At 41.0% G+C, this 20,684-nt stretch carries 24 protein-coding genes; 17 read left to right on the top strand and 7 right to left on the bottom strand.

The window, feature by feature from the left end; genetic code table 11:
* Nucleotides 1-110 precede the first annotated feature (110 nt).
* From ECA01S_RS05870 to ECA01S_RS05860, 3 genes are read right to left on the bottom strand one after another with little or no spacing between them, the layout of a single operon-like run.
* Nucleotides 111-1,103 carry a Gfo/Idh/MocA family protein gene (locus tag ECA01S_RS05870; RefSeq protein WP_067392548.1) on the bottom strand — a complete coding sequence of 331 codons (993 nt, stop codon included), beginning with the start codon at nucleotides 1,101-1,103 and terminating at the stop codon, nucleotides 111-113.
* A complete protein-coding gene (locus ECA01S_RS05865; RefSeq protein WP_067392546.1) occupies nucleotides 1,100-1,600 on the bottom strand; it encodes a hypothetical protein in 501 nt (166 codons plus the stop codon). Before ECA01S_RS05865 ends, ECA01S_RS05870 begins: the two co-directional genes overlap by 4 nt.
* A gap of 14 nt (nucleotides 1,601-1,614) precedes the next feature.
* A complete protein-coding gene (locus ECA01S_RS05860) occupies nucleotides 1,615-2,517 on the bottom strand; it encodes a helix-turn-helix transcriptional regulator (RefSeq protein ID WP_067392543.1) in 903 nt (300 codons plus the stop codon).
* Between the two features lie 199 nt (nucleotides 2,518-2,716).
* Here ECA01S_RS05860 and ECA01S_RS05855 point away from each other — a divergent pair, with 199 nt between their 5' ends.
* The 11 genes from ECA01S_RS05855 to ECA01S_RS05805 all read left to right on the top strand — a co-directional run bounded on the left by ECA01S_RS05855 (nucleotide 2,717) and on the right by ECA01S_RS05805 (nucleotide 13,458).
* On the top strand, nucleotides 2,717-3,190 hold the full coding sequence (locus ECA01S_RS05855; RefSeq protein ID WP_067392540.1) for a hypothetical protein: 474 nt from the start codon (nucleotides 2,717-2,719) through the stop codon (nucleotides 3,188-3,190).
* Nucleotides 3,187-4,176 (top strand): Gfo/Idh/MocA family protein, encoded by a 990-nt coding sequence (locus tag ECA01S_RS05850; RefSeq protein ID WP_067392538.1) that lies wholly within the window; start codon nucleotides 3,187-3,189, stop codon nucleotides 4,174-4,176. Before ECA01S_RS05855 ends, ECA01S_RS05850 begins: the two co-directional genes overlap by 4 nt.
* Nucleotides 4,173-5,042: a sugar phosphate isomerase/epimerase family protein gene (locus ECA01S_RS05845; protein ID WP_067392535.1), complete on the top strand. Its 870-nt coding sequence runs from the start codon at nucleotides 4,173-4,175 to the stop codon at nucleotides 5,040-5,042. Before ECA01S_RS05850 ends, ECA01S_RS05845 begins: the two co-directional genes overlap by 4 nt.
* A gap of 17 nt (nucleotides 5,043-5,059) precedes the next feature.
* On the top strand, nucleotides 5,060-6,082 hold the full coding sequence (locus ECA01S_RS05840; RefSeq protein WP_067392531.1) for a Gfo/Idh/MocA family protein: 1,023 nt from the start codon (nucleotides 5,060-5,062) through the stop codon (nucleotides 6,080-6,082).
* Between the two features lie 23 nt (nucleotides 6,083-6,105).
* Complete coding sequence (locus tag ECA01S_RS05835; protein ID WP_067392528.1) at nucleotides 6,106-7,365, top strand: ABC transporter substrate-binding protein; 1,260 nt, start codon at nucleotides 6,106-6,108, stop codon at nucleotides 7,363-7,365.
* A 22-nt stretch (nucleotides 7,366-7,387) separates the two neighbouring features.
* Nucleotides 7,388-8,341 carry a carbohydrate ABC transporter permease gene (locus tag ECA01S_RS05830; RefSeq protein ID WP_067392525.1) on the top strand — a complete coding sequence of 318 codons (954 nt, stop codon included), beginning with the start codon at nucleotides 7,388-7,390 and terminating at the stop codon, nucleotides 8,339-8,341.
* Nucleotides 8,342-8,353: 12 nt separating this feature from the next.
* Nucleotides 8,354-9,178 carry a carbohydrate ABC transporter permease gene (locus ECA01S_RS05825; RefSeq protein WP_067392521.1) on the top strand — a complete coding sequence of 275 codons (825 nt, stop codon included), beginning with the start codon at nucleotides 8,354-8,356 and terminating at the stop codon, nucleotides 9,176-9,178.
* Nucleotides 9,179-9,181: 3 nt separating this feature from the next.
* Nucleotides 9,182-10,150 (top strand): pyridoxal-phosphate dependent enzyme, encoded by a 969-nt coding sequence (locus ECA01S_RS05820; RefSeq protein WP_067392518.1) that lies wholly within the window; start codon nucleotides 9,182-9,184, stop codon nucleotides 10,148-10,150.
* Between the two features lie 256 nt (nucleotides 10,151-10,406).
* A complete protein-coding gene (gene abc-f, locus ECA01S_RS05815) occupies nucleotides 10,407-11,903 on the top strand; it encodes a ribosomal protection-like ABC-F family protein (protein WP_067392515.1) in 1,497 nt (498 codons plus the stop codon).
* 53 nt (nucleotides 11,904-11,956) lie between these two features.
* Complete coding sequence (locus ECA01S_RS05810; RefSeq protein ID WP_067392512.1) at nucleotides 11,957-12,928, top strand: D-2-hydroxyacid dehydrogenase; 972 nt, start codon at nucleotides 11,957-11,959, stop codon at nucleotides 12,926-12,928.
* On the top strand, nucleotides 12,925-13,458 hold the full coding sequence (locus ECA01S_RS05805; protein ID WP_067392509.1) for a histidine phosphatase family protein: 534 nt from the start codon (nucleotides 12,925-12,927) through the stop codon (nucleotides 13,456-13,458). Before ECA01S_RS05810 ends, ECA01S_RS05805 begins: the two co-directional genes overlap by 4 nt.
* An 89-nt stretch (nucleotides 13,459-13,547) precedes the next feature.
* Here the strand turns inward: ECA01S_RS05805 and ECA01S_RS05800 are convergent, their stop codons facing one another.
* The 3 genes from ECA01S_RS05800 to ECA01S_RS05790 all read right to left on the bottom strand — a co-directional run bounded on the left by ECA01S_RS05800 (nucleotide 13,548) and on the right by ECA01S_RS05790 (nucleotide 15,591).
* Nucleotides 13,548-14,294, bottom strand: a complete 747-nt coding sequence (locus ECA01S_RS05800; protein WP_067392506.1) for a hypothetical protein — start codon at nucleotides 14,292-14,294, stop codon at nucleotides 13,548-13,550.
* Nucleotides 14,295-14,341: 47 nt separating this feature from the next.
* Nucleotides 14,342-14,872, bottom strand: a complete 531-nt coding sequence (locus ECA01S_RS05795) for a GNAT family N-acetyltransferase (protein ID WP_067392503.1) — start codon at nucleotides 14,870-14,872, stop codon at nucleotides 14,342-14,344.
* 62 nt (nucleotides 14,873-14,934) lie between these two features.
* Nucleotides 14,935-15,591: a Crp/Fnr family transcriptional regulator gene (locus ECA01S_RS05790; RefSeq protein WP_067393178.1), complete on the bottom strand. Its 657-nt coding sequence runs from the start codon at nucleotides 15,589-15,591 to the stop codon at nucleotides 14,935-14,937.
* A 281-nt stretch (nucleotides 15,592-15,872) separates the two neighbouring features.
* Here ECA01S_RS05790 and ECA01S_RS05785 point away from each other — a divergent pair, with 281 nt between their 5' ends.
* The 4 genes from ECA01S_RS05785 (at nucleotide 15,873) to ECA01S_RS05775 (ending at nucleotide 18,329) form a co-directional block, all read left to right on the top strand.
* The gene (locus ECA01S_RS05785; protein ID WP_143139547.1) at nucleotides 15,873-17,090 is read left to right on the top strand and encodes an MFS transporter; all 1,218 of its coding nucleotides are present in this window, start codon (nucleotides 15,873-15,875) and stop codon (nucleotides 17,088-17,090) included.
* A gap of 16 nt (nucleotides 17,091-17,106) precedes the next feature.
* Nucleotides 17,107-17,280 (top strand): hypothetical protein, encoded by a 174-nt coding sequence (locus ECA01S_RS14150; RefSeq protein WP_157490287.1) that lies wholly within the window; start codon nucleotides 17,107-17,109, stop codon nucleotides 17,278-17,280.
* Nucleotides 17,281-17,407: 127 nt separating this feature from the next.
* On the top strand, nucleotides 17,408-17,956 hold the full coding sequence (locus ECA01S_RS05780) for a GNAT family N-acetyltransferase (protein ID WP_067392497.1): 549 nt from the start codon (nucleotides 17,408-17,410) through the stop codon (nucleotides 17,954-17,956).
* The gene (locus ECA01S_RS05775) at nucleotides 17,946-18,329 is read left to right on the top strand and encodes a VOC family protein (RefSeq protein WP_067392495.1); all 384 of its coding nucleotides are present in this window, start codon (nucleotides 17,946-17,948) and stop codon (nucleotides 18,327-18,329) included. Before ECA01S_RS05780 ends, ECA01S_RS05775 begins: the two co-directional genes overlap by 11 nt.
* A 14-nt stretch (nucleotides 18,330-18,343) precedes the next feature.
* On the opposite strand, the gene ECA01S_RS05770 is transcribed toward ECA01S_RS05775, so the two are convergent.
* Nucleotides 18,344-18,709 carry a DUF4828 domain-containing protein gene (locus tag ECA01S_RS05770; protein ID WP_067392493.1) on the bottom strand — a complete coding sequence of 122 codons (366 nt, stop codon included), beginning with the start codon at nucleotides 18,707-18,709 and terminating at the stop codon, nucleotides 18,344-18,346.
* 199 nt (nucleotides 18,710-18,908) lie between these two features.
* Here ECA01S_RS05770 and sfsA point away from each other — a divergent pair, with 199 nt between their 5' ends.
* Nucleotides 18,909-19,646 carry a DNA/RNA nuclease SfsA gene (gene sfsA / locus ECA01S_RS05760; RefSeq protein ID WP_067392489.1) on the top strand — a complete coding sequence of 246 codons (738 nt, stop codon included), beginning with the start codon at nucleotides 18,909-18,911 and terminating at the stop codon, nucleotides 19,644-19,646.
* A gap of 15 nt (nucleotides 19,647-19,661) precedes the next feature.
* Nucleotides 19,662-20,666: a Gfo/Idh/MocA family protein gene (locus ECA01S_RS05755; RefSeq protein WP_067392487.1), complete on the top strand. Its 1,005-nt coding sequence runs from the start codon at nucleotides 19,662-19,664 to the stop codon at nucleotides 20,664-20,666.
* Nucleotides 20,667-20,684: the final 18 nt, after the last annotated feature.

The raw sequence follows: 20,684 nt of genomic DNA, 5'->3' as shown, positions 1-20,684 counted from the left end.
GAAATTAGCACCTGTTACTATGAAAAATGCGAGCTGATTACACTTAAAGATGTGGTCAGCTCGCATTTTTATTTGCACTTATTGGACTAGATGCTTCAAGACTTATTTAGCTATTTTTTGTCAGTCGCTTGGGTAGCTGACAAAGTGATTAATTGTTTTTGTTGGACAGATTGATACGCTAAATTAGCTATTTCTACTGGATAAAGACCATCGGCACCATTAATTGTCTCAGGAAGATCTTCGTCAATACACCGTCGGAAGTCCTCTAACATGGAGTAGTCCATACTTTTTTCATAAAAACTATAAATAGGTAACTTTCCTTGCTGATAAACTTCAGAACGACGACCAAAGCCATCGACATAAAGGTAACCCTTTTCGGTAATGATTTTCATGGCAGCATCTCCCCAAACAGGATAATTATCTGGTCGATTCCAAGATGTATCAAGACTCATAAAAACATCATTGGTAAAGTTGATATGCAGTAAGGCAGAATCCTCAATATCTGAATAATTGTGACAGTTAGTCCGGGCATAAACAGATTTTATGTCAAAATGAAAGAGCCATTTTGATAAGTCGATGATATGGACCAGATGATCCAGCAAAGCGCCTCCGCCGGATAATTCTTTGTCCAAAAACCACCCGCCTGGATTTTTGCCGTGATTGGTTCCAACAATGGCAATGATTTTACCCAACTCGCCACTATCAAATTTTTCTTTTAAATCAATGATAGTTTGAGCATAGCGAACAGGCTGTGCCACGAAAAGCTTCACACCATTCTCCTGACATGAAAGAATCATGCGTTTAGCATTTTCTGGTTCTAAGGCTAGCGGCTTTTCGACAATGACATGCATCTTATGAAAAGCGCAGGCGAGGGTATAGTCGTAGTGCAGTGAATTTTCTGAACAAATCAGGGCTGTATCCATGTCGGTAGTTAAAATCTTTTCTAAACTTTGAAAAAATGGAATACCTAATTCTTTGGCGAATTTAGTGCCACGCAATCGGTTACGGTCAAAGACCCCGGTTACTGTAACCCCCATTTCTTGTAAAACTTCACAGTAGGTTTTGGCTTGCATATGAGCACAACCGATAATCCCAACTTTCATAGGGTTCCTCCTAAATAGATGATGCTATCCGTTTGGATACTTTCTTGAATTTTTTCGACCAAACCTGATAGCCATAGATTTTCCAATGAGTCTTCTTGAAATTGTGGCTGATAGTTGCCCTCTTGTAAGAAATCAGAGGAAAAGCCACGATTAAACAATGAATTATACTGATAGATACCATTTGGGCCTACCATCTCAATTTGTTTGGTGTAGTGCATATTATGCTTAGGAGAGCCGTCAATCAGTAAATTAGCTAAACTTTGATTTTGAAATTGTAAAGTCACTAGGTAAACATCAGGGTCGAGGTGCCTCGAAGCGTACAACGTCTCGAGGTTATTTTGATGACAAAGTGCTAAAAACTGCAAGGCTTCTTTAAAAATTTTATCTAGATGAGTTACCGACATCAGACCTGTCGCCACTTCATAACGCGAAAACGTGATTTCGCCAAATTCGTCTTGTTGGATTCGATTTAAAATATCGCGATGTTCTAGTTGCATAAGGGCCTCCTTCATTATGTATCTAATTTTGTTTCGATTGCTTGGATTGATTTTTTATAAGCAGTGGGACTTAACCCGGTATATTTTTTAAATGTATTAGAAAAATGGTGGATCGTATCATAACCTAGTTGCGCTGATATCTCTGTAAACGTCATGGCTTCCTCACGAATCCAAAATTTCGCTTTTTCCATTTTTAAAGTACGATAGAAATTGATGAGACTAAAACCAGTCTCTGTTTTAAAGAATTTCTTGATATAGGAAGGGCTTACATAAAAATGGTCAGCAAATTCAGTCACTGAAATATTTTTATCCAAATTTTGTTCCATGTACTGGATGATGTCATCTACTACCTTTTTACCGAAATGAGTTTTGATAAAATTTTTTTCGGTTTCTTGGGGTACATTTTCTTGGCTGGAGCGAGCAATAATGATCAAAAGTTCAGATAGATAAAGATAAAGCAACTCTTCAGCGCCTAGGGGAATTTTTTTAAGACGATCTTCCGTACGAAAAACATTCAATGAAATCTGCGGAAAGACAGTTTTGGCCTCGTGTAAAATTTTGGCAAATAAACTACGGGTCGTATTTTTTAACAGGATCGGGCGCTCATAAACTGCCTCTATTAACTTAGTTGGAGTTTCAAATCCAATAATCATCATATTAACTGGATTATCCTGTGTTTCAAAAGAAAAATCTTTGCCCGGTGCTGAAAGAAAGCATATACCTTCTTGTAAATGATAGCACTGTTCTAGTACAGATAACTCTACTTCGCCGTAATCGACAAAACAAAGATTCCAATAGTTCAACTTACTAATGGCAAAAGTCATTTTAGGAGAGAATTCATAATAGGATATGTTTGTTATGTTATCAATCATACTAGTCATTATTTTTCCCGAATTAACGTGATTTGTTTTGTTCATAAGGCGTCTCCAGAATCATATTTGTGTTTTTCGTACCCTCATTATGCCATATATTAGAGAATTATGTAATATTTCCTCATAGCGAGTCTTTTTTTGTAAATTAAGGATACTTTTATCTAAATAGTCGTAACAGTTTCTCCTGTATTCTAACAGCAGATAAAGAAAGCGCATTCATAAATGAGTGCTTGGAGGTGCTGAAATGGAATTAGTGCAAGACATCGAAGAAATCGTGGCACAAAAAGAAATCGGTACTTTAACATTTTTACGTATTTCTTTTTATGATCACCGTTTTAAAGAAGTTGAACAAACGAAAATAATCCATGAGATATTGCGAATGGTTTTTAGATTAAAAAACGAAGAACCAAGTTCTTACTCGGTATTAAAAAATGAAGATAGCCTATTAGTTACCTTGAATTTGCAAGACGAGTGTTTAGTGAACTTAGCATTTGCAAGCTGGGATGAGCCGCAAGTACCAGTTTTCAAAATAGAGTTGGTTGGAAAAAATGGGATGATTCAATATGATTCGCAAGCAGATAATGCTTTTAGTGGTACCTATACTAGCTCGCCAATCAAAATCAACGGGAAGAAAGTTTCAGCTGAACTAGAACAATATATCATCGACTTGGTTGAAGAAATCCAACAGGTTCAACAGCGGGAGGTAAAGGTAGGATGAAAATCGGGATTATCGGTGTAGCCCATATGCATGTCTACAGTTATTTACAGCAATTTAGAGATCAGCAAGTACAGATTACGGGAGTTTTTGATCATGATCAACCTCGGGCAGAATGTTTTGCTGAAGAAAAAAAATTAGTTCATTTCACAACCATCGTGGCATTATTAGAGACAGACTGCGATACTGTTGTAATCTGTTCTGAAAATATTTTCCACAAAGACTATACCTTACAAGCTTTAAAAGCAGGAAAGCATGTAATTGTTGAAAAGCCAATGGCCTTGAACACTGTTGATGCACAGGAGATGATCATGGCCGCCCAAACGGCAGAGCGTTTGTTGATGGTAGCACACCCTGTACGTTTTGCAGAACCGGTTCAAAATCTAAAAAAAATCTTGGATGAAGGAACTTTGGGAGCGTTAAAGCTGATCAATTCTTCCAATCATGGTAAAAATCCAGGCGGTTGGTTCATTGATCCTAATCTTTCTGGTGGAGGTGCGTTGATTGACCACACGGTTCATATCTCCGATTTAGTAAATTATCTGTTTCGACTACATCCCAAGGAAGTTTACGCATATGCAGCAAAAAGCCAAGCAAATTTACCAGTTGAGGATATAGGTTTAGTCCAAATTGCTTTTCATGAGCCGGTGATTATGTCACTTGATACTTCTTGGAATCGACCAAAATCTTACCCAGTGTGGGGTGACGCAATTTTGGAATTAGTTTTTGAAAAAGGACAACTAACGATTGATGGCTTTGGTCGTAAAGTCAAAGTCTTTAATGATGAAAATCATAGTATTACCGATTTCTACTTTGAAGAGGACATGGATTCTTTAATGATCAAAGCATTTATTGACGCGGTAGATCAGGGACGACCAGCACCGGTTTCTGGTGTTGATGGCTTATACACAGTTGCGTTGACTGAAGCAGCTTATGCAGCTGCTACTACGCAACAAATTATTTATTTGAAGGAGGAGATACACGCATGACCTTATTAAAGGGAATGAATGTCTGGTCATTACCAGCAGGGCTATCGTTAGAAGAGCAGTTTCAACTGACTAAGGACGCTGGTTTTAATACGATTGAATTAAATCTAAGCGAAAACAATGCTGCAGAAAACATCGTAACTGGCGATTTGGCACTTTCGGAAAAACTAGATTTGACTTTAGATAGTACTGCAGAAGATCTAGCAGGCATTAAAGCCTTAAGTGAAAAGTACCAGCTACCTATCAGTAGTATTTCCACGGCTCTTCATTGGAATTATCCATTGAGTGCCAATGAACCTGAGATTCGAGAAAAGGGAATCGCTATTGTTCGCAAGATGATTGATGTCTGTCAAGCACTGGGCGGCGATGCTGTGTTAGTTGTGCCAGGTCTGGTAAAACAGGATGTTCCTTATGACATTTGCTATGACCGGTCATTAGCAGCTTTTAAAGAATTGGCTCCCTACGCCACAGAACGACAAATCCACATTGGAATCGAAAACGTCTGGAACAAATTCTTGCTAAGTCCTCTGGAGGCTCGTCAGTTTATTGATGCTATTGACAACGCTTATGTGGGTATGTATTTTGACGCAGGCAATATCTTACAATTTGGTTTCCCAGAACAATGGGTCCACATTCTAGGACCTCGTATCAAGAAGATTCATGTGAAAGATTTTAAAGTAAGTATCGGGAATATCCAGGGCTTTACCACTTTATTAAATGGGGATGTAAGCTGGCGACCATTAATAGAGGCGTTAAATGATATCGGTTACAACGGGCCGCTGACCTGTGAGTTGAGCGCCTACAAACAAAATGGGCAACAATTGGCTTATGACACAAGCCGAGCATTAGACTATATTGTAAATCTTTAAAGCGGAGGGAAATTATTATGTTAAAAGTTGGGTTAGTCGGATTAGGCTTCATGGGAAGTTCTCACTTAAGTATTTATATGCGTTTAATGGAAGAAAAATTTCCAGTCAAAATCGTGGCAATCTGTGACGTAAATGAAGAAAAAAAATCAGGAAAGCTAACACAAGGAAATATTGATGTCAGCGATCAAAGTATCGATTTTACACAATTTAATTTCTACACTGATATGGATGAAATGATCGATCAAGAAGAATTAGATTATGTGGATCTATGTTTACCGACTTTTATCCACGCACCATATGCAATCAAAGCGATGGAGAAAGGTTTACATGTATTCTGTGAAAAACCAATGGCCATTTCAAGTGAGGCGTGTCAAGAGATGATTGATGCAGCAAAAAAATATGATCGCTATTTAATGATTGGTCAAACTTTACGCTTCTTTCCTTCTTACAACTATATTAAAGAAACTTTAGATAGTGGTCGCTACGGTAAGATGACTGAAGCTAACTTGTTCCGTGGTGGCACGACCCCGTTCTGGTCATGGGAAAACTGGTTATTGACCAAAGAACGTTCCGGCGGTTGTCTATTAGATCAACATATTCATGATGTGGATACGTTGAACTGGCTATTGGGTACACCAAAATCCGTCAGCTCAACGGGCCGCGTTGTTTTTGAAGGCAGTGGTTACGACATAGTCTCTACTAATTATCACTATGATGGCATTGTAGCCAACGCTTCTGATAACTGGACCATCAACAACAATGACTTTGGCTTTGAAATGCGTTTCCGTTTTGTTTTTGAAAAAGGCAGCATCATTTTAGAAAAAGGGAAATTAGTTGATTATCCTAACGATGCTGAAAGCTTTGAGCCGGAAATCAGTAAAGAAAGTGGCTATTATATCGAAATCAAACACTTCGCGCAATCTATTTTGGATAATGTTGATCCAGCAATCGCGTGTCCTTTAGCTAGCACGATGGAAACGATCCGCATCGCTGAGGGTGAAGTGAAGTCGGCAGATACAACTGAAATCACAGCATTATAAAACATAAATTTGGAGGGAAGAAGATGAAAAAGAGCATTATTGGAGCAGTTTTAGGAATGGCGAGCTTAGGATTAGTCTTAGCTGGTTGTGGCGGCGGAGATAATGGTGGCGGTAGTAGCAGTGGGGATGAAAAGCAGACGATTACTTACGGCTTATGGGATAAGGCGCAAGCACCTGTTTATGAAGAAATCGCCAAAGATTTTGAAAAAGAAAATCCTAATATTACTGTGAAATTTGAGATTACACCTTGGGCCCAATATTGGACAAAATTAGAAACAGCTGTAACTGGTCAAAATGCTCCTGATGTTTTCTGGATGAATATCCCTCGTGTAGTGGACTACATCGACAACGGTGTCTTAGAACCATTAGACGATCTAGCTTTCAACAAAGATAAGATCCATGACCAATACTTACAGGCATACACCGGCGCTGATAGTAAATTGTACGGTGTACCGAAAGACTTTGATACCAATGGCCTTTGGTATAACAAAAAAATGTTTGATGATGCAGGAATCGCATATCCAGATGATACTTGGACTTGGGATACTTGGAAAGAAGTTGCCCAAAAATTAACCGATAAAGATAAAGGTATTTATGGTATGGCTGTGCCAGCTACTTGGCAAGGGGGCTATTACGAAACGATTTACCAAAATGAAGGCTCACCATTTAGCGAAGATGGGAAAGCATCTGGCTTTACCGAACCGGCTACGATTGAAGGGGTAGAATTTTGGTATGATTTCGTCAAAGACGGTTCTGGGACACCAATCGAATTGATTACTAATACTAACCAAACTGAATTGATGCTTTCAGGCAAAGTTGCAATGGCAGTGGATGGTTCTTATCAAACACCAGTTTTCTTTGAAGAAGAATACGGAAAAGAAAATATCGATGTTGCGCCACTACCTAAAGGTAAAGTTAGAGCGACTACTTCTAACTCTTTAGCTAATGTAGTCTACGCAGGGTCAAAACACAAAGAAGCAGCGAAAAAATGGGTTGAATATTTGACGACTGAAGAATCTATGAAACATGTAGCAGAATCAGGAACCGTTATTCCGGTTTATGAAGGTTCACAAGAAGCTTGGGTTAATGCTTACCCAGATAAAAATCTACAAGTGTTTGTTGATGCCGCTGACTATGCAGTTGCATTGCCAAACTACAAAAACTCATCCGCAGCAATCGCAATTGAACAAGATTCAATTAATAAAGCTTGGACAGGTGAAATCACCGTTAAAGAAGCTTGTGAAGAAATCGCTAAAAAGGCAGATGAAATCTTGAAGCAGTAAGTCATAAAAGGGGGACCCGGATATGGAGACGATTCAACTGAAAAATACTAAAACCGAAAGTAAACAGAAACCAAAGAAACGCAGCTTTTTCCAACGCTATAAGAAAGATCAATTGGTAACGGCGGGGCTATTTATAGCCCCACTGTTCACCGGGATTATTATTTTTTACTTGATTCCAATGTTTCAAAGTATTTTTTATTCATTCACTGAATGGGGCATGTTTGGCGGTTATAAAGTCATTGGTTTTAAAAATTATCAACGATTATTTACAGATCCAGAAATTATTGGTGCCTTGAAAAATACATTTACATATGCATTATTCACTGTACCAGTTGGTATGTTTATCGCTATTTTTATTGCAGTTTTACTAAATGCTAAAATCAAAGGAAAAAGTTTTTATCGTGTCATTTACTTTTTGCCAGCGGTTACGATGACCTCGGCAGTAGCGATGATTTGGAAATGGATTTTTAACTCTGAGTTTGGGATTTTAAACCAAATTTTGGCAGTATTTGGTATAGATGGGCCTAATTGGCTGACGGATCCTAAATGGGCAATGGTTGCTTTAGTAGTGGTGGGAATCTGGAGTTCTTTGGGAACTTCTATCGTAATTTATTTAGCCGGATTGCAAGGAATTTCCTCAACTTTCTATGAAGCAGCTGAAATGGATGGGGCTGGTCCTATCCGGAAATTTTTCAGTGTAACATTGCCTTTGTTAACACCAACGATTTTCTTTACATTGATTACCTCTATAATTTCGGCTTTACAGGTCTATGATTTGATCTATCTGATGTATTCAGAAACAAATCCAGCCTTGAAGAGTGTGCAATCAGTGGCGTTCCTATTTTATCGTAACGCCTTTGTCTTTAATAATAAAGGCTATGGTGCAGCAATTGTTGTGGTACTGTTATTGATTACATTAGCTATCACGGCCGTCAACTTCTTGTTGCAGAAAAAATGGGTTCATTATTCTAGTTAAGGAGAAAACGTTATGACTAAAAGTAAATCACACGGCAAAATTGTCGTACACTTATTACTAATTTTAGGTTCCGCTATGATGTTGTTTCCGTTTATTTGGATGATTTTGACAGCACTTAAAACTAAAACCGAAGCGATTCAGGTTCCTCCAAGTATTTTGCCGGAAGTGGCGCAATGGGGCAATTTCGCACGAATTTTTGAGATTTTCCCTTTTGGTAACTTCTACGTGAATACGATTCTATCCACGATTGTAATCACTGTTGGTCAAGTATTCTTTTGTGCATTAGCGGCCTATGCTTTTGCTCGCTTAGAGTTCCCTTTCAAGAATTTTCTATTCCTATTATTACTATCAATTTTGATGGTCCCAGGCCAAATTTTCTTGATTCCACAATACTTGATCATTCAAAAATTAGGACTTTTGAACTCAATACCAGCCTTATTTATGCCTGGTCTCTTCTCAGCCTTTGGGACTTTCTTATTGCGACAGTTCTTTATGACGATACCAAAAGAAGTCGAAGAGGCGGCTATTATTGATGGCGCTTCACGAATCCGTATTTTCTTCACAGTGATCCTGCCGTTATCTAAATCAGCCTTAATTTCATTATCTATCTTTACTTTATTGTATGGCTGGAATTCATTGTTATGGCCGTTGATCGTCAATACCTCCACAGAAAAAATGACGCTTTCAGCTGGTTTGGCTTCCTTAAGTGGCCAATATGGAACTGATTTCCCAATGGTAATGGCTGGTTCATTCCTGGCTTGTATCCCATTGATCATTGCCTTCTTGATCTTCCAAAAACAATTTATTGAAGGTATTGCGTTGTCAGGTGGTAAATAAAAAATGGTTACAACAAAAAAAGGAATTACAATTGATATTGAACATGCTTATGAACGTCTGGAACCAGTGGTGATCAAAACACCATTGGTTCCTAGTAATATTTTGTCAGAAGCAAAACATGGATGCGTTCATTTCAAATTGGAAAATTTGCAACGAACGGGTTCATTTAAAATCCGTGGTGCCTATAATAAATTAGCTCTCTTAACAGAATTAGAAAAGTCACGGGGAGTAATTGCCTGCTCTGCTGGAAATCATGCACAGGGCGTGGCAATCTCTGCAAAAATGTTAGGTATCAAGGCACGTATTTTTATGCCAGTGACTGCTCCTAAAATGAAAATTGAGGCTACTCGTAAATACGGAGCAATGGTAGAATTAGTAGGAGAAAATTTTGATGAGGCCAAGCAAGCCTGCTTAAGTGCTAGTTTACTTTCAGGAGAGGTATTTATTCCGCCGTATGATGACCCTGAAGTGATTGCTGGACAAGGAACAGTTGCTGTTGAGCTTTTCCAACAATTACAGGAAATTGATAATATTCTGGTGCCAATTGGCGGTGGGGGTCTTATCACAGGTATCGCAATGTTTGCTAAAAATCTAAATCCTCAAATAAAAATTATTGGTGTTCAGACTTATAGTGTGCATGGGATGGTTCGTTCGCTATGGAATCATACAATCACGGCTAACCGGCAGCAACGTACGCTAGCAGACGGCTGTGATGTTGCAGTTCCGGGTAATCTGACTTTTGATTTATTAAGTGATTTGATTGATGAAACAGTTTTAGTGGAAGAAGATGAAATTAAACGTGCGATTACTTATCTGGCTTTGAAAGAAAAAATCATTGCAGAGGGTGCAGGTGCCTTGACAACGGCGGCAATCTTAAGTGGTGCAATCGATCATATACTGAAAGATCAGACGAGTGTCGCTATAGTCTCTGGGGGCAACATTGATGGTGATACTTTTAAGGTAATCATTTAGTACCTTCTCATTGACAAACTAAAGCTCATCCCGTACAGTAAAAGTATCAAATACGAAGTGAGGGATCGCGCATTGAAATAAGCAATCAATTATTGAAGCTGCATTTAGATAGTCTTTTTGGGTTCTACCAAGGGGTCTGTGTGCAGGTTTTCAGGATTGGCTGCATTCAATGTGGGGTCTTTTTAGATGCTTAGGCAAAGACTCTTTTTGACCAGTCCTGAAAATAGGACTGGTCTTTTTTTAAAGGGTGAGATAAATGTCTAAAATAGAAATCAAACAATTATCCTTCGAATATGGCGGTCAGACCACGCCATTATTCGATCATGCGGAGCTTAATCTGGATACTGGCTGGAAGTTGGGGCTAGTAGGGCGCAATGGTCGGGGGAAAACGACGCTGCTGAAACTGCTACAAGGATCGTTGCCATACACTGGAACTATCCAACACAGCTTGGATTTCGTCTATTTTCCGCAAAAGCTGCAAGATAAAACGCAGCTAACATTTTATGTATTGACTGAATTAGGAAACTTTGAGCAGTGGGAAATTGAACGAGAGTTGAACTTACTAGGGGTTGATCCGGATATTTTGTGGCGACCTTTTGATTCATTATCTGGTGGTGAAAAGACCAAAGTGCTGTTAGCTCAGCTTTTCACGGATGAGCAACACTTTCCTTTGATTGATGAGCCAACGAATCATTTGGATATCGCAGGCCGGGAGCAGGTGGCTACCTATCTGAATCGTAAACGGCAAGGCTATATTGTAGTTAGCCATGATCGCTTCTTCTTAGATCAAGTGGTGGATCACATTTTAGCCATCGACAAGACCAAGTTGCGCTTGTATCAAGGGAACTTTTCAACCTATGAAGAACAAAAACGTCTACAAGATGAATTTGAGCAGGCGCAGAACGAAAAATTACAACGCGAAATCGGGCGACTGAAGCAGACAGCGGCTGAAAAGGCTGAATGGTCCCGTTCTCGTGAAGGTGATAAAGCTAAAAAACGGACAGGTTTTATTGATACGGAAAATCGGCGAGTCAATAAAGGTGCAGTAGGAGCTGATGCAGCTCGTACTATGAAACGTTCCAAAGCAATCGTGCAGCGCTTGAACACTCAGGTAGCTGAGAAAGAAAAATTACTGAAGGATATCGAGTATGTGGAACCATTACGCATCAGTTATCAGCCCTCCCATCATCGTCAGCTACTGCGGGTGGAAGATTTAAAGTTACGTTATGCAGAGCCCTTGTTTCAGCCCTTGACCTTTGAGGTTAATCAAGGAGAGCAAGTCGCCTTGGTGGGTCGCAATGGTTCGGGAAAATCTTCGATTATTCAAGCACTATTAGGGACTTTTACGGGCGAAGTAACTGGGACAATCCATTTGCCGCCAGTCACTGTTAGTTACGTCCGGCAAAATTATGAAGATAATCGCGGCAGTCTCCAATCGTTTGCGGAAGAGAACCAACTGGACTATCAAGATTTTCTGTGGAATTTGCAGAAATTGGGGATGGAGCGGGAAGTTTTTACGCAATTGATTGAGCAGATGAGTATGGGACAACGAAAGAAAGTTGAACTAGCAAAATCCTTAGCTACACCAGCTGAGTTATTTATTTGGGATGAGCCGCTGAATTATTTGGATGTCTTCAACCACCAGCAAATTGAAGCGTTATTACTGGATGTTCGGCCTACCTTATTGGTAGTAGATCATGACCAGAGCTTTTTGCAAAAAGTCGCGACCCGGGAAATTCAGCTAGAGCAATAGTGTTCTTGGTTTTTTGGGGGAAAACCGCTAGAATGAAGGCAGGAGGCGAGACTATGAAAATTGTCGTGTTAGATGGCTATGCCTTGAATCCTGGCGATTTAAGCTGGCAAGCACTGGAAGAAAACGGCGATGTCACGATTTATGAACGTACGTCCTATACAGATGAAGCGGAGATTGTGGCACGAATTGGTAATGCGGAAATGATTTTAACTAACAAAGTACCCATTACGGCTGAGATTTTGGCGAAGACGCCGAAACTGCGTTACATTGGGGTCATGGCCACCGGATATAATATCATTGACCTAACTGCCGCGGCTCAGCATCATATAGTGGTGACTAATATTCCAGCTTATAGTACGGAGGCCGTGGCGCAATTTACTTTTGCGCTACTTTTGGAATTGACAAGTCATGTAGGGCTCCACAATCAATTAGTTCATGAAGGCGAATGGACCCATTCTCCAGACTTTACTTTTTGGCGGGCACCTTTAGTAGAATTGTCAGGGAAAACATTGGGCTTGGTGGGTTATGGTAAAATTGCCCAAAAGGTTGCGGAAATCGGACATGCTTTGGGCATGGAGATTCTGTATACCAATCACCGACCTAAAGCACCACAGGCGGAGTGGGCTCAGCAAGTAAACGCGCCTGAACTCTACAAAAGGGCTGATGTCATTAGCCTCCATGTTCCTCAGACACCGGAAACAACGAAAATTATCAATCAAGAAACCTTGGTACAGATGAAAGCTACCGCGTTGTTAGTGAACACCGCTCGCGGTGGATTAGTTGACGAAGCCGCGCTAGCTAAAGCCCTAACTGAAAAACGATTAGCCGGAGCCGCGGTGGATGTGGTTTCTAGTGAACCCATCACAGCCGACAATCCATTACTGCAGGCTCCTAATTGTATAATCACGCCTCATATTGCCTGGGCTCCTGTGGAAACACGCCAGCGGCTGATGGACATTGCGGTGGCGAATGTACAGCAGTTTTTAGCTGGTAGTCCGCAAAACCAAGTAGGAGGTAAAGCATGACACTATATGTTGCACGCCACGGTGAAACAGATCATAATGTAAAACGGCTGATTTCAGGACGGGTAGATGCCCAATTAACTGAAAAAGGCTATGAACAAGCCGCAGTTTTAGCAGAAAATGTGACACAATTAGAACGGCCAGTCACACAAATCATTCACTCGCCCTTAACGCGGGCGAAGGAAACAGCCCGGATTGTAGCAGAAGCAATCAAGCTTCCGCTTATCCAGGATGAGCGACTAATGGAGATGGACTTTGGAATTTATGACAGTCAACCAATCCCTACCACCGCTTTTCAACTGACTCGCCCAAACTTTACCTATCGTTTTCCAGAAGGTGAAAGCGTGTTGGATATGGCAGCACGGCTTTATCCTTTGTTAGCTGAGTGTCGGGAAAGTGATGAAACGATTCTGCTCGTTTGTCACAATGCGGTCATGCGAACGATTCATACGTATTTTGAGGATATGACGAACCAGCAGTATTTCGACTTCAATGTCCCCAATACTGGTCTGATGCAATACGAGTTTAACTAAAAACGCACAAGCTCTGCGTAATAATGAAACGACCTCCGAAACTTGATTTTTCGGAGGTCGTTTTATCACAATGGGAGCTTGCACGTTTTTTATTTTACAACGGTCCATTCATCAATGGATTTTCCTTGATCATCAAGAAGCTCTAACCAACTATTGGTACCACCAAAGTAAAGAAAGAGGCCGACTTCGTTAACACTTTTTAAGATAATGTCTTCCGTTGTCACAAAGTCAGTGAATTTAGTTGCATGTTCGTCACGTAGCTTTTGTGCAAAGCGTGCGCTAAAACCAACGGAGCCATCTTTGTTCAAAGGGACTTCGGCGGCCATTTTGGCACCTGCTTTGATTAGCATTTCATTGCGCTTTTGCCAATAAACAGTCGCTTGACTATCAGGACGATTCACATGGAAAGCAATCGTACTGACGGCCTTGGCCCAACGATGCTGTGCTTTGGCTGGTTTTTTCTTAGCGGGTTCCATCAAGTAACCTAATTTATCCAGCAGTGGCAATAACTCTTTTAAAAAGGCTGCGACAGCTTTAGCTGGTCCTTCGGGCAGCGTGGTATCCTCTGCTGTCTTTAAGAGACCATTCGCTTGGGCATGCTCTAATAAGGCTTTGGCTAAATATTGTGGTTCTAGCTCCCAACTGGGCTGAATCGTAATAAAACGCTCGCCAGCAGTTGCTTCAGTCGTAATAGCGGTTAGTTTGCCGCCAGCGTAGACGAGAGTAACGGCTTGCGTTAAAGCGGGAAACGTATCGGTAATCCAAACTTCTCCTTGCTCGTTTGGCAAAGTGAAAGCTAAGCGGTCTTTCGTCAACTCTGTGTTGATGTTTACCATGATGGTCACTCCTTTTTTCTCATTATAGCAAGGGTGAAATCATTTCCCTAATCTTCTGCCCCTAAAATCAGCTCATAGGCTAGCCGACGACCATGAGGAGTCGGTGCCACGTAAATAATCCCGCAATAATGAAAGTCCAGAGCGGTAATCAGCTCTTGCATGCGCAGGTTTTGTTGATGAGTATCGATACGCAGGGCCCGAAAGCCTAAACTGTAAGCCCGACTGATTAGATTAGAGCAGAAATAATGAGCTAATTGTTGGCCTCGATAGTTGCTGGCAACGGCAATACGGTGAATCGTGGCATACGGCAAGGTGCTGCGCCAAGCACCAGCTTCAATTTCAGCATAGTGGGGGTCTGGTTCAGTCACCAGAGCGGCTGTCCCTACGATTTTGTCGCCTAAGATTAAGACATAACTTTGCTGTTTTTCGATGTCAGCTAATAGCTGGGCTTGACTGGGGCTGCCATCTTGCCACTGCGGGCTGCCATCAGCTTTTAAAAGGGCCTTAGCATCGGCAATGATGGTCAACATGGCGGGCAAATCAGCTTTAGTAGCTTGACGGATATAACGTAATGTCATAGGAACTCCTTTCAGAATAACGGGCTAGTGGGAAATGACTAATCGTTTAGTATGCTGAACGATTAGACGATAATCTGATCCTTGATAACTTCTAATTTTTTGATCAAAATTTTACGGTCACGAATCTCAATAGCGCCAACGTCCCGTAACTGCTGCATCATTCGATTGACACTGCTAGCGGAGGTGATCCCACAGAAATGCGCGATGTCTTCATTGGTCACCACAAAATCGATTAAGGTACCTTCCGTCACGGGAACGCCAAAGGTTTCATATAATTCATAAATTTGCGTACAAACGGCCCCAAATTTGCCATTCATGAGCATTTGTTGCATTTTTTTCATGGAGTGGAGCAGCCGGACCCGATAATATTCTTTGACATATTGCTGTAGGTCAATGTCGCAATTAATATCTCGCCAGAACTGCACGCGATCGATGCGGTATAATTCGGCTTGTTTGGATTCAATCCGAATATTGAAAGGGGCATCAGTGAACTGTGAATACTCATCTTTCAATAAGGAAACAATCTCCAGCTGATTGATGTAGCGAAAGTTGAACTCGCGGCCGTCAGGGGAGATAACGCTGGTTTTAATGACGCCGCTCTTTAGGATATAGACATATCGATCCTGCAGCCCTTCATAGGTCAAATATTTTTTTTTGGTTTTGATAATGACGGGAAAATGATGCTGATCGAGATATTGTTGCAGTGTTTGATTGTCCATCATGGGGTGTTGCATCCTCTCAATTTGGTCTGGGGCTTATGTAAAGAACTCGCTATTTTCAGAAAACGCCCTTTTGTTCCTATTTAAGCGAATGTGATAGCAAAAAGCAATAACAAATGTTAATAAAATTTGTGAAAAAGAAAAGTACCTAACAATTTGCGTACACATAGCTCATTTTTTTATTTTCTGAAATTATTTATAGTTGTTTTCACAACCGACTGTGATGGTGAAACAGGAGACAGCACAGTGGGAAACTAATGGGAAAGCGAGTAAATGTGTCTATGGAAAATCAATCGAAATTATGGAATAAGGGGTTCATCAGTATTACCTTGATCAATTTTGTCGTCTATCTAGTGTACTATTTGTTGATGGTAATTATTGCGGTGATTGCGCAGGAAGACTTGCACGCCTCTTTAGGGCAAGCTGGTTTAGCTTCAGGTATCTATATTATCGGGACTTTATTAGCCCGCTTATTTATGGGCAAGAAATTGGAATTATATGGTCGTAAAGCGGTGTTACGCTATGGTGCAATTTTTTATCTTATTACTACCGTCGCTTATCTATATATTCCGAATATTACCGTCCTTTATGCGATTCGTCTGTTGAACGGCTTCGGTTATGGCACAGTGTCCACCGCGACAAATGCCATCGTGACCGCCTATATTCCTAAAAAGAAACATGGCGAAGGCATCAATTATTATGGTTTGAGTACCAGTTTGGCAGCGGCGATTGGGCCATTTATCGGGATGATGCTGTTAAATTATACCAATTTTTATGTAATTATTCTGGTTTCAATTTTATTGATTTTAGCAACGACAATTGCTTGCTTTATCATTTCCGTCCACAATATCCAATTGACCACAGCACAAAAACAAACCTTATCTGCTTGGACAATTGATAGCTTTATTGAAAAGAAAGCTTTATTTATTACCTTCATCGCCTTTTTAATGGGCTTGTCTTATTCCAGTGTGTTGTCGTTCTTGTCTTCTTATGCCAAAGTCATTGATTTAGTTGCGGCTAGCTCTTATTTCTTTGTGGTTTATGCCTTGGTGATTACCGCAACTCGGCCACTATCAGGACGAATTTTCGATGCTAAGGGTGAAAATGCAGTCATGTATCCAAGCTACCTATTTTTGACGGCCGGTCTCTTTTTACTAAGTGTTACAAATTCTAGCTGGATGTTATGGATGGCGGGCGCTTTTGTGGGTCTTGGATATGGAACCTTCATGTCTAACGGCCAAGCGATTTGTTTAAAAATGGTCCACAATCATCGCATCGGGATTGCGCTGTCCACTTATTTTGTCGGCTTGGACTTAGGTTTAGGTGTAGGACCTTATTTCTTTGGTGAACTGCGGGCTTTATTATCTTTCCAAGGTATGTATCTAGCCGCTGGTGTCATTCCCATCATTTGTATCGTGTTATATGCGCTCTTTTACAAGAGTAACGCTATTGAACCTTTGGAAACTACGGAATACGAAATTGACCGCGTCGAAATTTAATTGTGGAGGAACAATCATGAACGAAACCTATGTAAAAATTTTAGAGGAAACCTTGACTAAATTAGAAGAAATCAGTCATAAACTAGAGCATATTGAAGAAAATACGCATCAGATTGACCAACATCAGACTGAACTTGATCACAGTATGCACATTTTAAAATCAGCAGTAGATAATGACAACTTCATCTAATAAGTTTGACTAAAGGAAAACTACCAGGGACCAGCGATTCGTTGGACCTTGGTAGTTTTTTCACTTTTTTACTTTTCAAGATAGACAAGTAACGGCTTCTCACGTAGGCTAAAGGTGGAGGTGTTTTATGACACAGCACAAAGAAATCACGTTACGTCCATTTAGAGTGGCCGACCTGCCAATTTGGTGGGCGCTTAGCTATAGTCCTCAAGCAGATTTAGAGTGGATGAAGTGGAATGGCCCTTATTTCCAAGATCCTGTTTTGTCTTGGCAGGAATTTTTGGAGGGCTTTGGCGGTGCTTCAATCGAACTACCGGATCGGCAAGGTATTTTTTTAGATGAGAATCTGGTAGGAATGGTGAGTGCTTATTATGAAGATGGTGATTTATCTCGCTGGTTGGAAGTGGGGATTGTCCTTTATGATGCTGCGATTTGGGGACAAGGCGTCGGCCGCCAAGCGTTGACACAATGGCTGACGTTCTTATTCAAACGCTACCCACTGCCGCATATTGGTTTGTCCACTTGGTCAGGAAATGAACGAATGATGGCACTAGGCGAACGAGTCGGCATGCAACAAGAAGCGCGGATTCGTCAAGTGCGCTATGTAAATGGTCAATATTATGATGCCATCAAATATGGTGTTTTGAGAGAGGAATGGGAACAGCATGAAAATTGAACATATTGCTTTATATGTAACAGACTTGGAAGGGGCGCGCCAATTTTTTGAAACGTATTTTGCGGCCCAAGCTAACCATAAATATCATAATCCTAAAACTGGTTTACAAACTTATTTTCTCTCCTTTGAAGATGGGGCGCGGCTCGAAATCATGGCGCGTCCTGAAGCAGTGAATAAAAACGAAGAACTTTACCACTTAGGCTTCACTCACATCGCCTTTAGCTTAGGTTCAGAGGAGGCCGTCCGAACCCTGACCACCCGTTTAAAAGAGGCTGGCTATCGGGTTTTATCTGGCCCACGAACCACAGGTGATGGCTATTTTGAAAGTGCTATTTTAGCCTTTGAAGGGAATCAGTTGGAATTGACAGTCTAAAAAAACCTCCCATACTAGGAGGTTAGGTCGGGAAGCTCATTAGGAAAAGCTTCCAGTTCGAATGTATGATCGTCTGCTTCATCATAAAAAGTGTAATGTTCAGGCTGCTTGGTCAAAATCAAATGATAGCCATAACTGTCTTGTAAAACGAGACGTTGGGGTGTCAGTTCAATCAGTTGATAGCGCAAGGGCCGTTGATCAATCAACACTGTTCCGTCAGCGCGGACTTCCAGTGAATGTTGGATGCCCTTTTGCCGGTTGATAAACCACCATTTGCCGCTATGATCTGCAAATGAGATGGGTTTGTCTTTCTTTGCCAACAGGCTCAAAACACCAGCAACTAGGGCGACACCTAAAGCAATAGATATTTTTTTCCGCATATGATCACCTCTTTTTTTTTACTATATCATGAAAGAAACGCAGAATTCCTCTTTCCTGTTTATCCTTAAGAAATCTTTGCTTTCTTTCAGCTTTCTTATAGTCTAACCAATAATCATGAAAATTCACTCCGTCGAAAGCCGTATTCTTTCGTTTTTTTCGAAAATTTGTGGTATCTTTTGTGAAGAGGAGGGGTGCTGCTTGTATCATTACCCACAAGTCCAAGTAGGACGGTTTATCGACCGCCCCAATCGTTTTATTGCCCATGCCTTAGTTGCTGGGAAAGAAATTACCGCTCATGTTAAAAATACGGGACGCGGCAAAGAAGTGTTGCTACCTTTAGTAGAAGTGGCTTTGAGCTATCAACCGTCGCCTAAGCGCAAGACGGATTATGATTTGATTGCGGTCAAGAAGGGCACAGACCCGGGATTTTGGATTAATATTGACAGCCAAGTGCCCAATGCCTTAGCCGCTGATGGCATTCGTAGTGGTCAAATTTTATTGCCAAAGCTAAAGGGAAATATCACGTTAGTCAAACGCGAAGTTGTTTTTGAAGATTCGAAATTCGATATTTATATTGAAACGGATCAAGGCGAGCAGGCTTTTGTTGAGGTTAAAGGCATGACATTGGAAAACAATGGCCTAGGGGCTTTCCCTGATGCGCCGACCTTACGTGGTTTAAAACACGTGGAGGGGTTGCGGCGAGCAATCCAGGCGGGCTATCAAGGCTATGTTTTATTTATTATTCAGTTTGAGCCAGTCACTAGTGCCACTATCCATCAGCAAATGCAGCCGGCTTTAGCTGCGGCAATTTTGAGCGGTCAACGTGAGGGATTGACTGTTTTAGCGTATAATTGTGTTGTGACCCCTGGCACCATTGCCGTGAAAGGTTCTATACCTTTTGAGCTGGACCAGGAATTTATAGATCCCAATGACTAGAAAGGTTGTGGAAGTATGTTGAACTTAGGTGTTATCGGAACAAACTGGATCTCCCATCAATTTGTGGAGGCAGCTTTAGCAACGAAAAAATATGAATTAACAGCCGTTTACTCACGGACGTTAGCCAAGGCCCAAGAATTTGGGGCAAAATATCCTGGCGATACGGAATATGCTATCGACTTGGATACCTTCTTTGCCATTGAGCATATTCATGTGGTGTATATTGCGTCGCCTAATGCTTTACATTTTGAACAAGCGAAAAAAGCTATTTTAGCCAAAAAAAGTGTCATCGTTGAAAAACCAGCTTTTTCAACACCGGAAGAAATGGCTGAGATTATTGAGTTAGCCAATCAACAACGGGTCTTTTTCTTTGAGGCAGCCCGTAATGTCCACGAAGCCAGCTTTAAGAAAGTTGCCGACTTTTTACCTGCAAAAGATGAAATTCTAGGGGCAAACTTTACTTATATGAAATATTCTTCCCGCTATGATCTTGTACTTGATGGCAAAGAACCAAATATCTTTTCTCCGCATTTTTCCGGTGGCGCCATTATGGATCTGGGTGTTTATCTAGTCTATGCTGCCTTGGCTTGGTTCGGTATGCCGGACGAAGTACATTACTTTGCCCGTAAGATTCCTACTGGCGTTGACGGGTTAGGGACAGCTGTCTTGCGCTATGATCTCTTCGATGTCACCTTGCAAACCGGGAAAATTAGTGATGCATATCAAGGTTCAGAAATTTATTTAAACAATGGGACGCTAGTTATGGACGGTGTGAATGCGATTCAATCAGCTGAATACCATGACCGGGCGCACAAACGCATTGAAGGCTTACCAGTGACAGCCCAAGCAAATCCGATGGTGGAGGAAGCTATGGATTTTGCTAATGTAATGGAACATCCTGATGATTCAAAATGGGGCGTTCTATATGAAGAATGGGTGGAATTAGCCCGCAACGTTAACCAAGTATTAACCGACTTGCGTAAAGACGCCGGCATCGAGTTTGATGCGGATCGTCGTTGACCTTTTGCTTTGCTAGAA

Origin of the sequence: Enterococcus canis NBRC 100695 (assembly GCF_001544375.1) — a bacterium.
GTDB classification, from domain to species: Bacteria; Bacillota; Bacilli; order Lactobacillales; family Enterococcaceae; genus Enterococcus_H; species Enterococcus_H canis.
The sequence above is the reverse complement of the archived record's forward strand: the minus strand, read 5'-3'. Positions and strand labels throughout refer to the sequence as shown.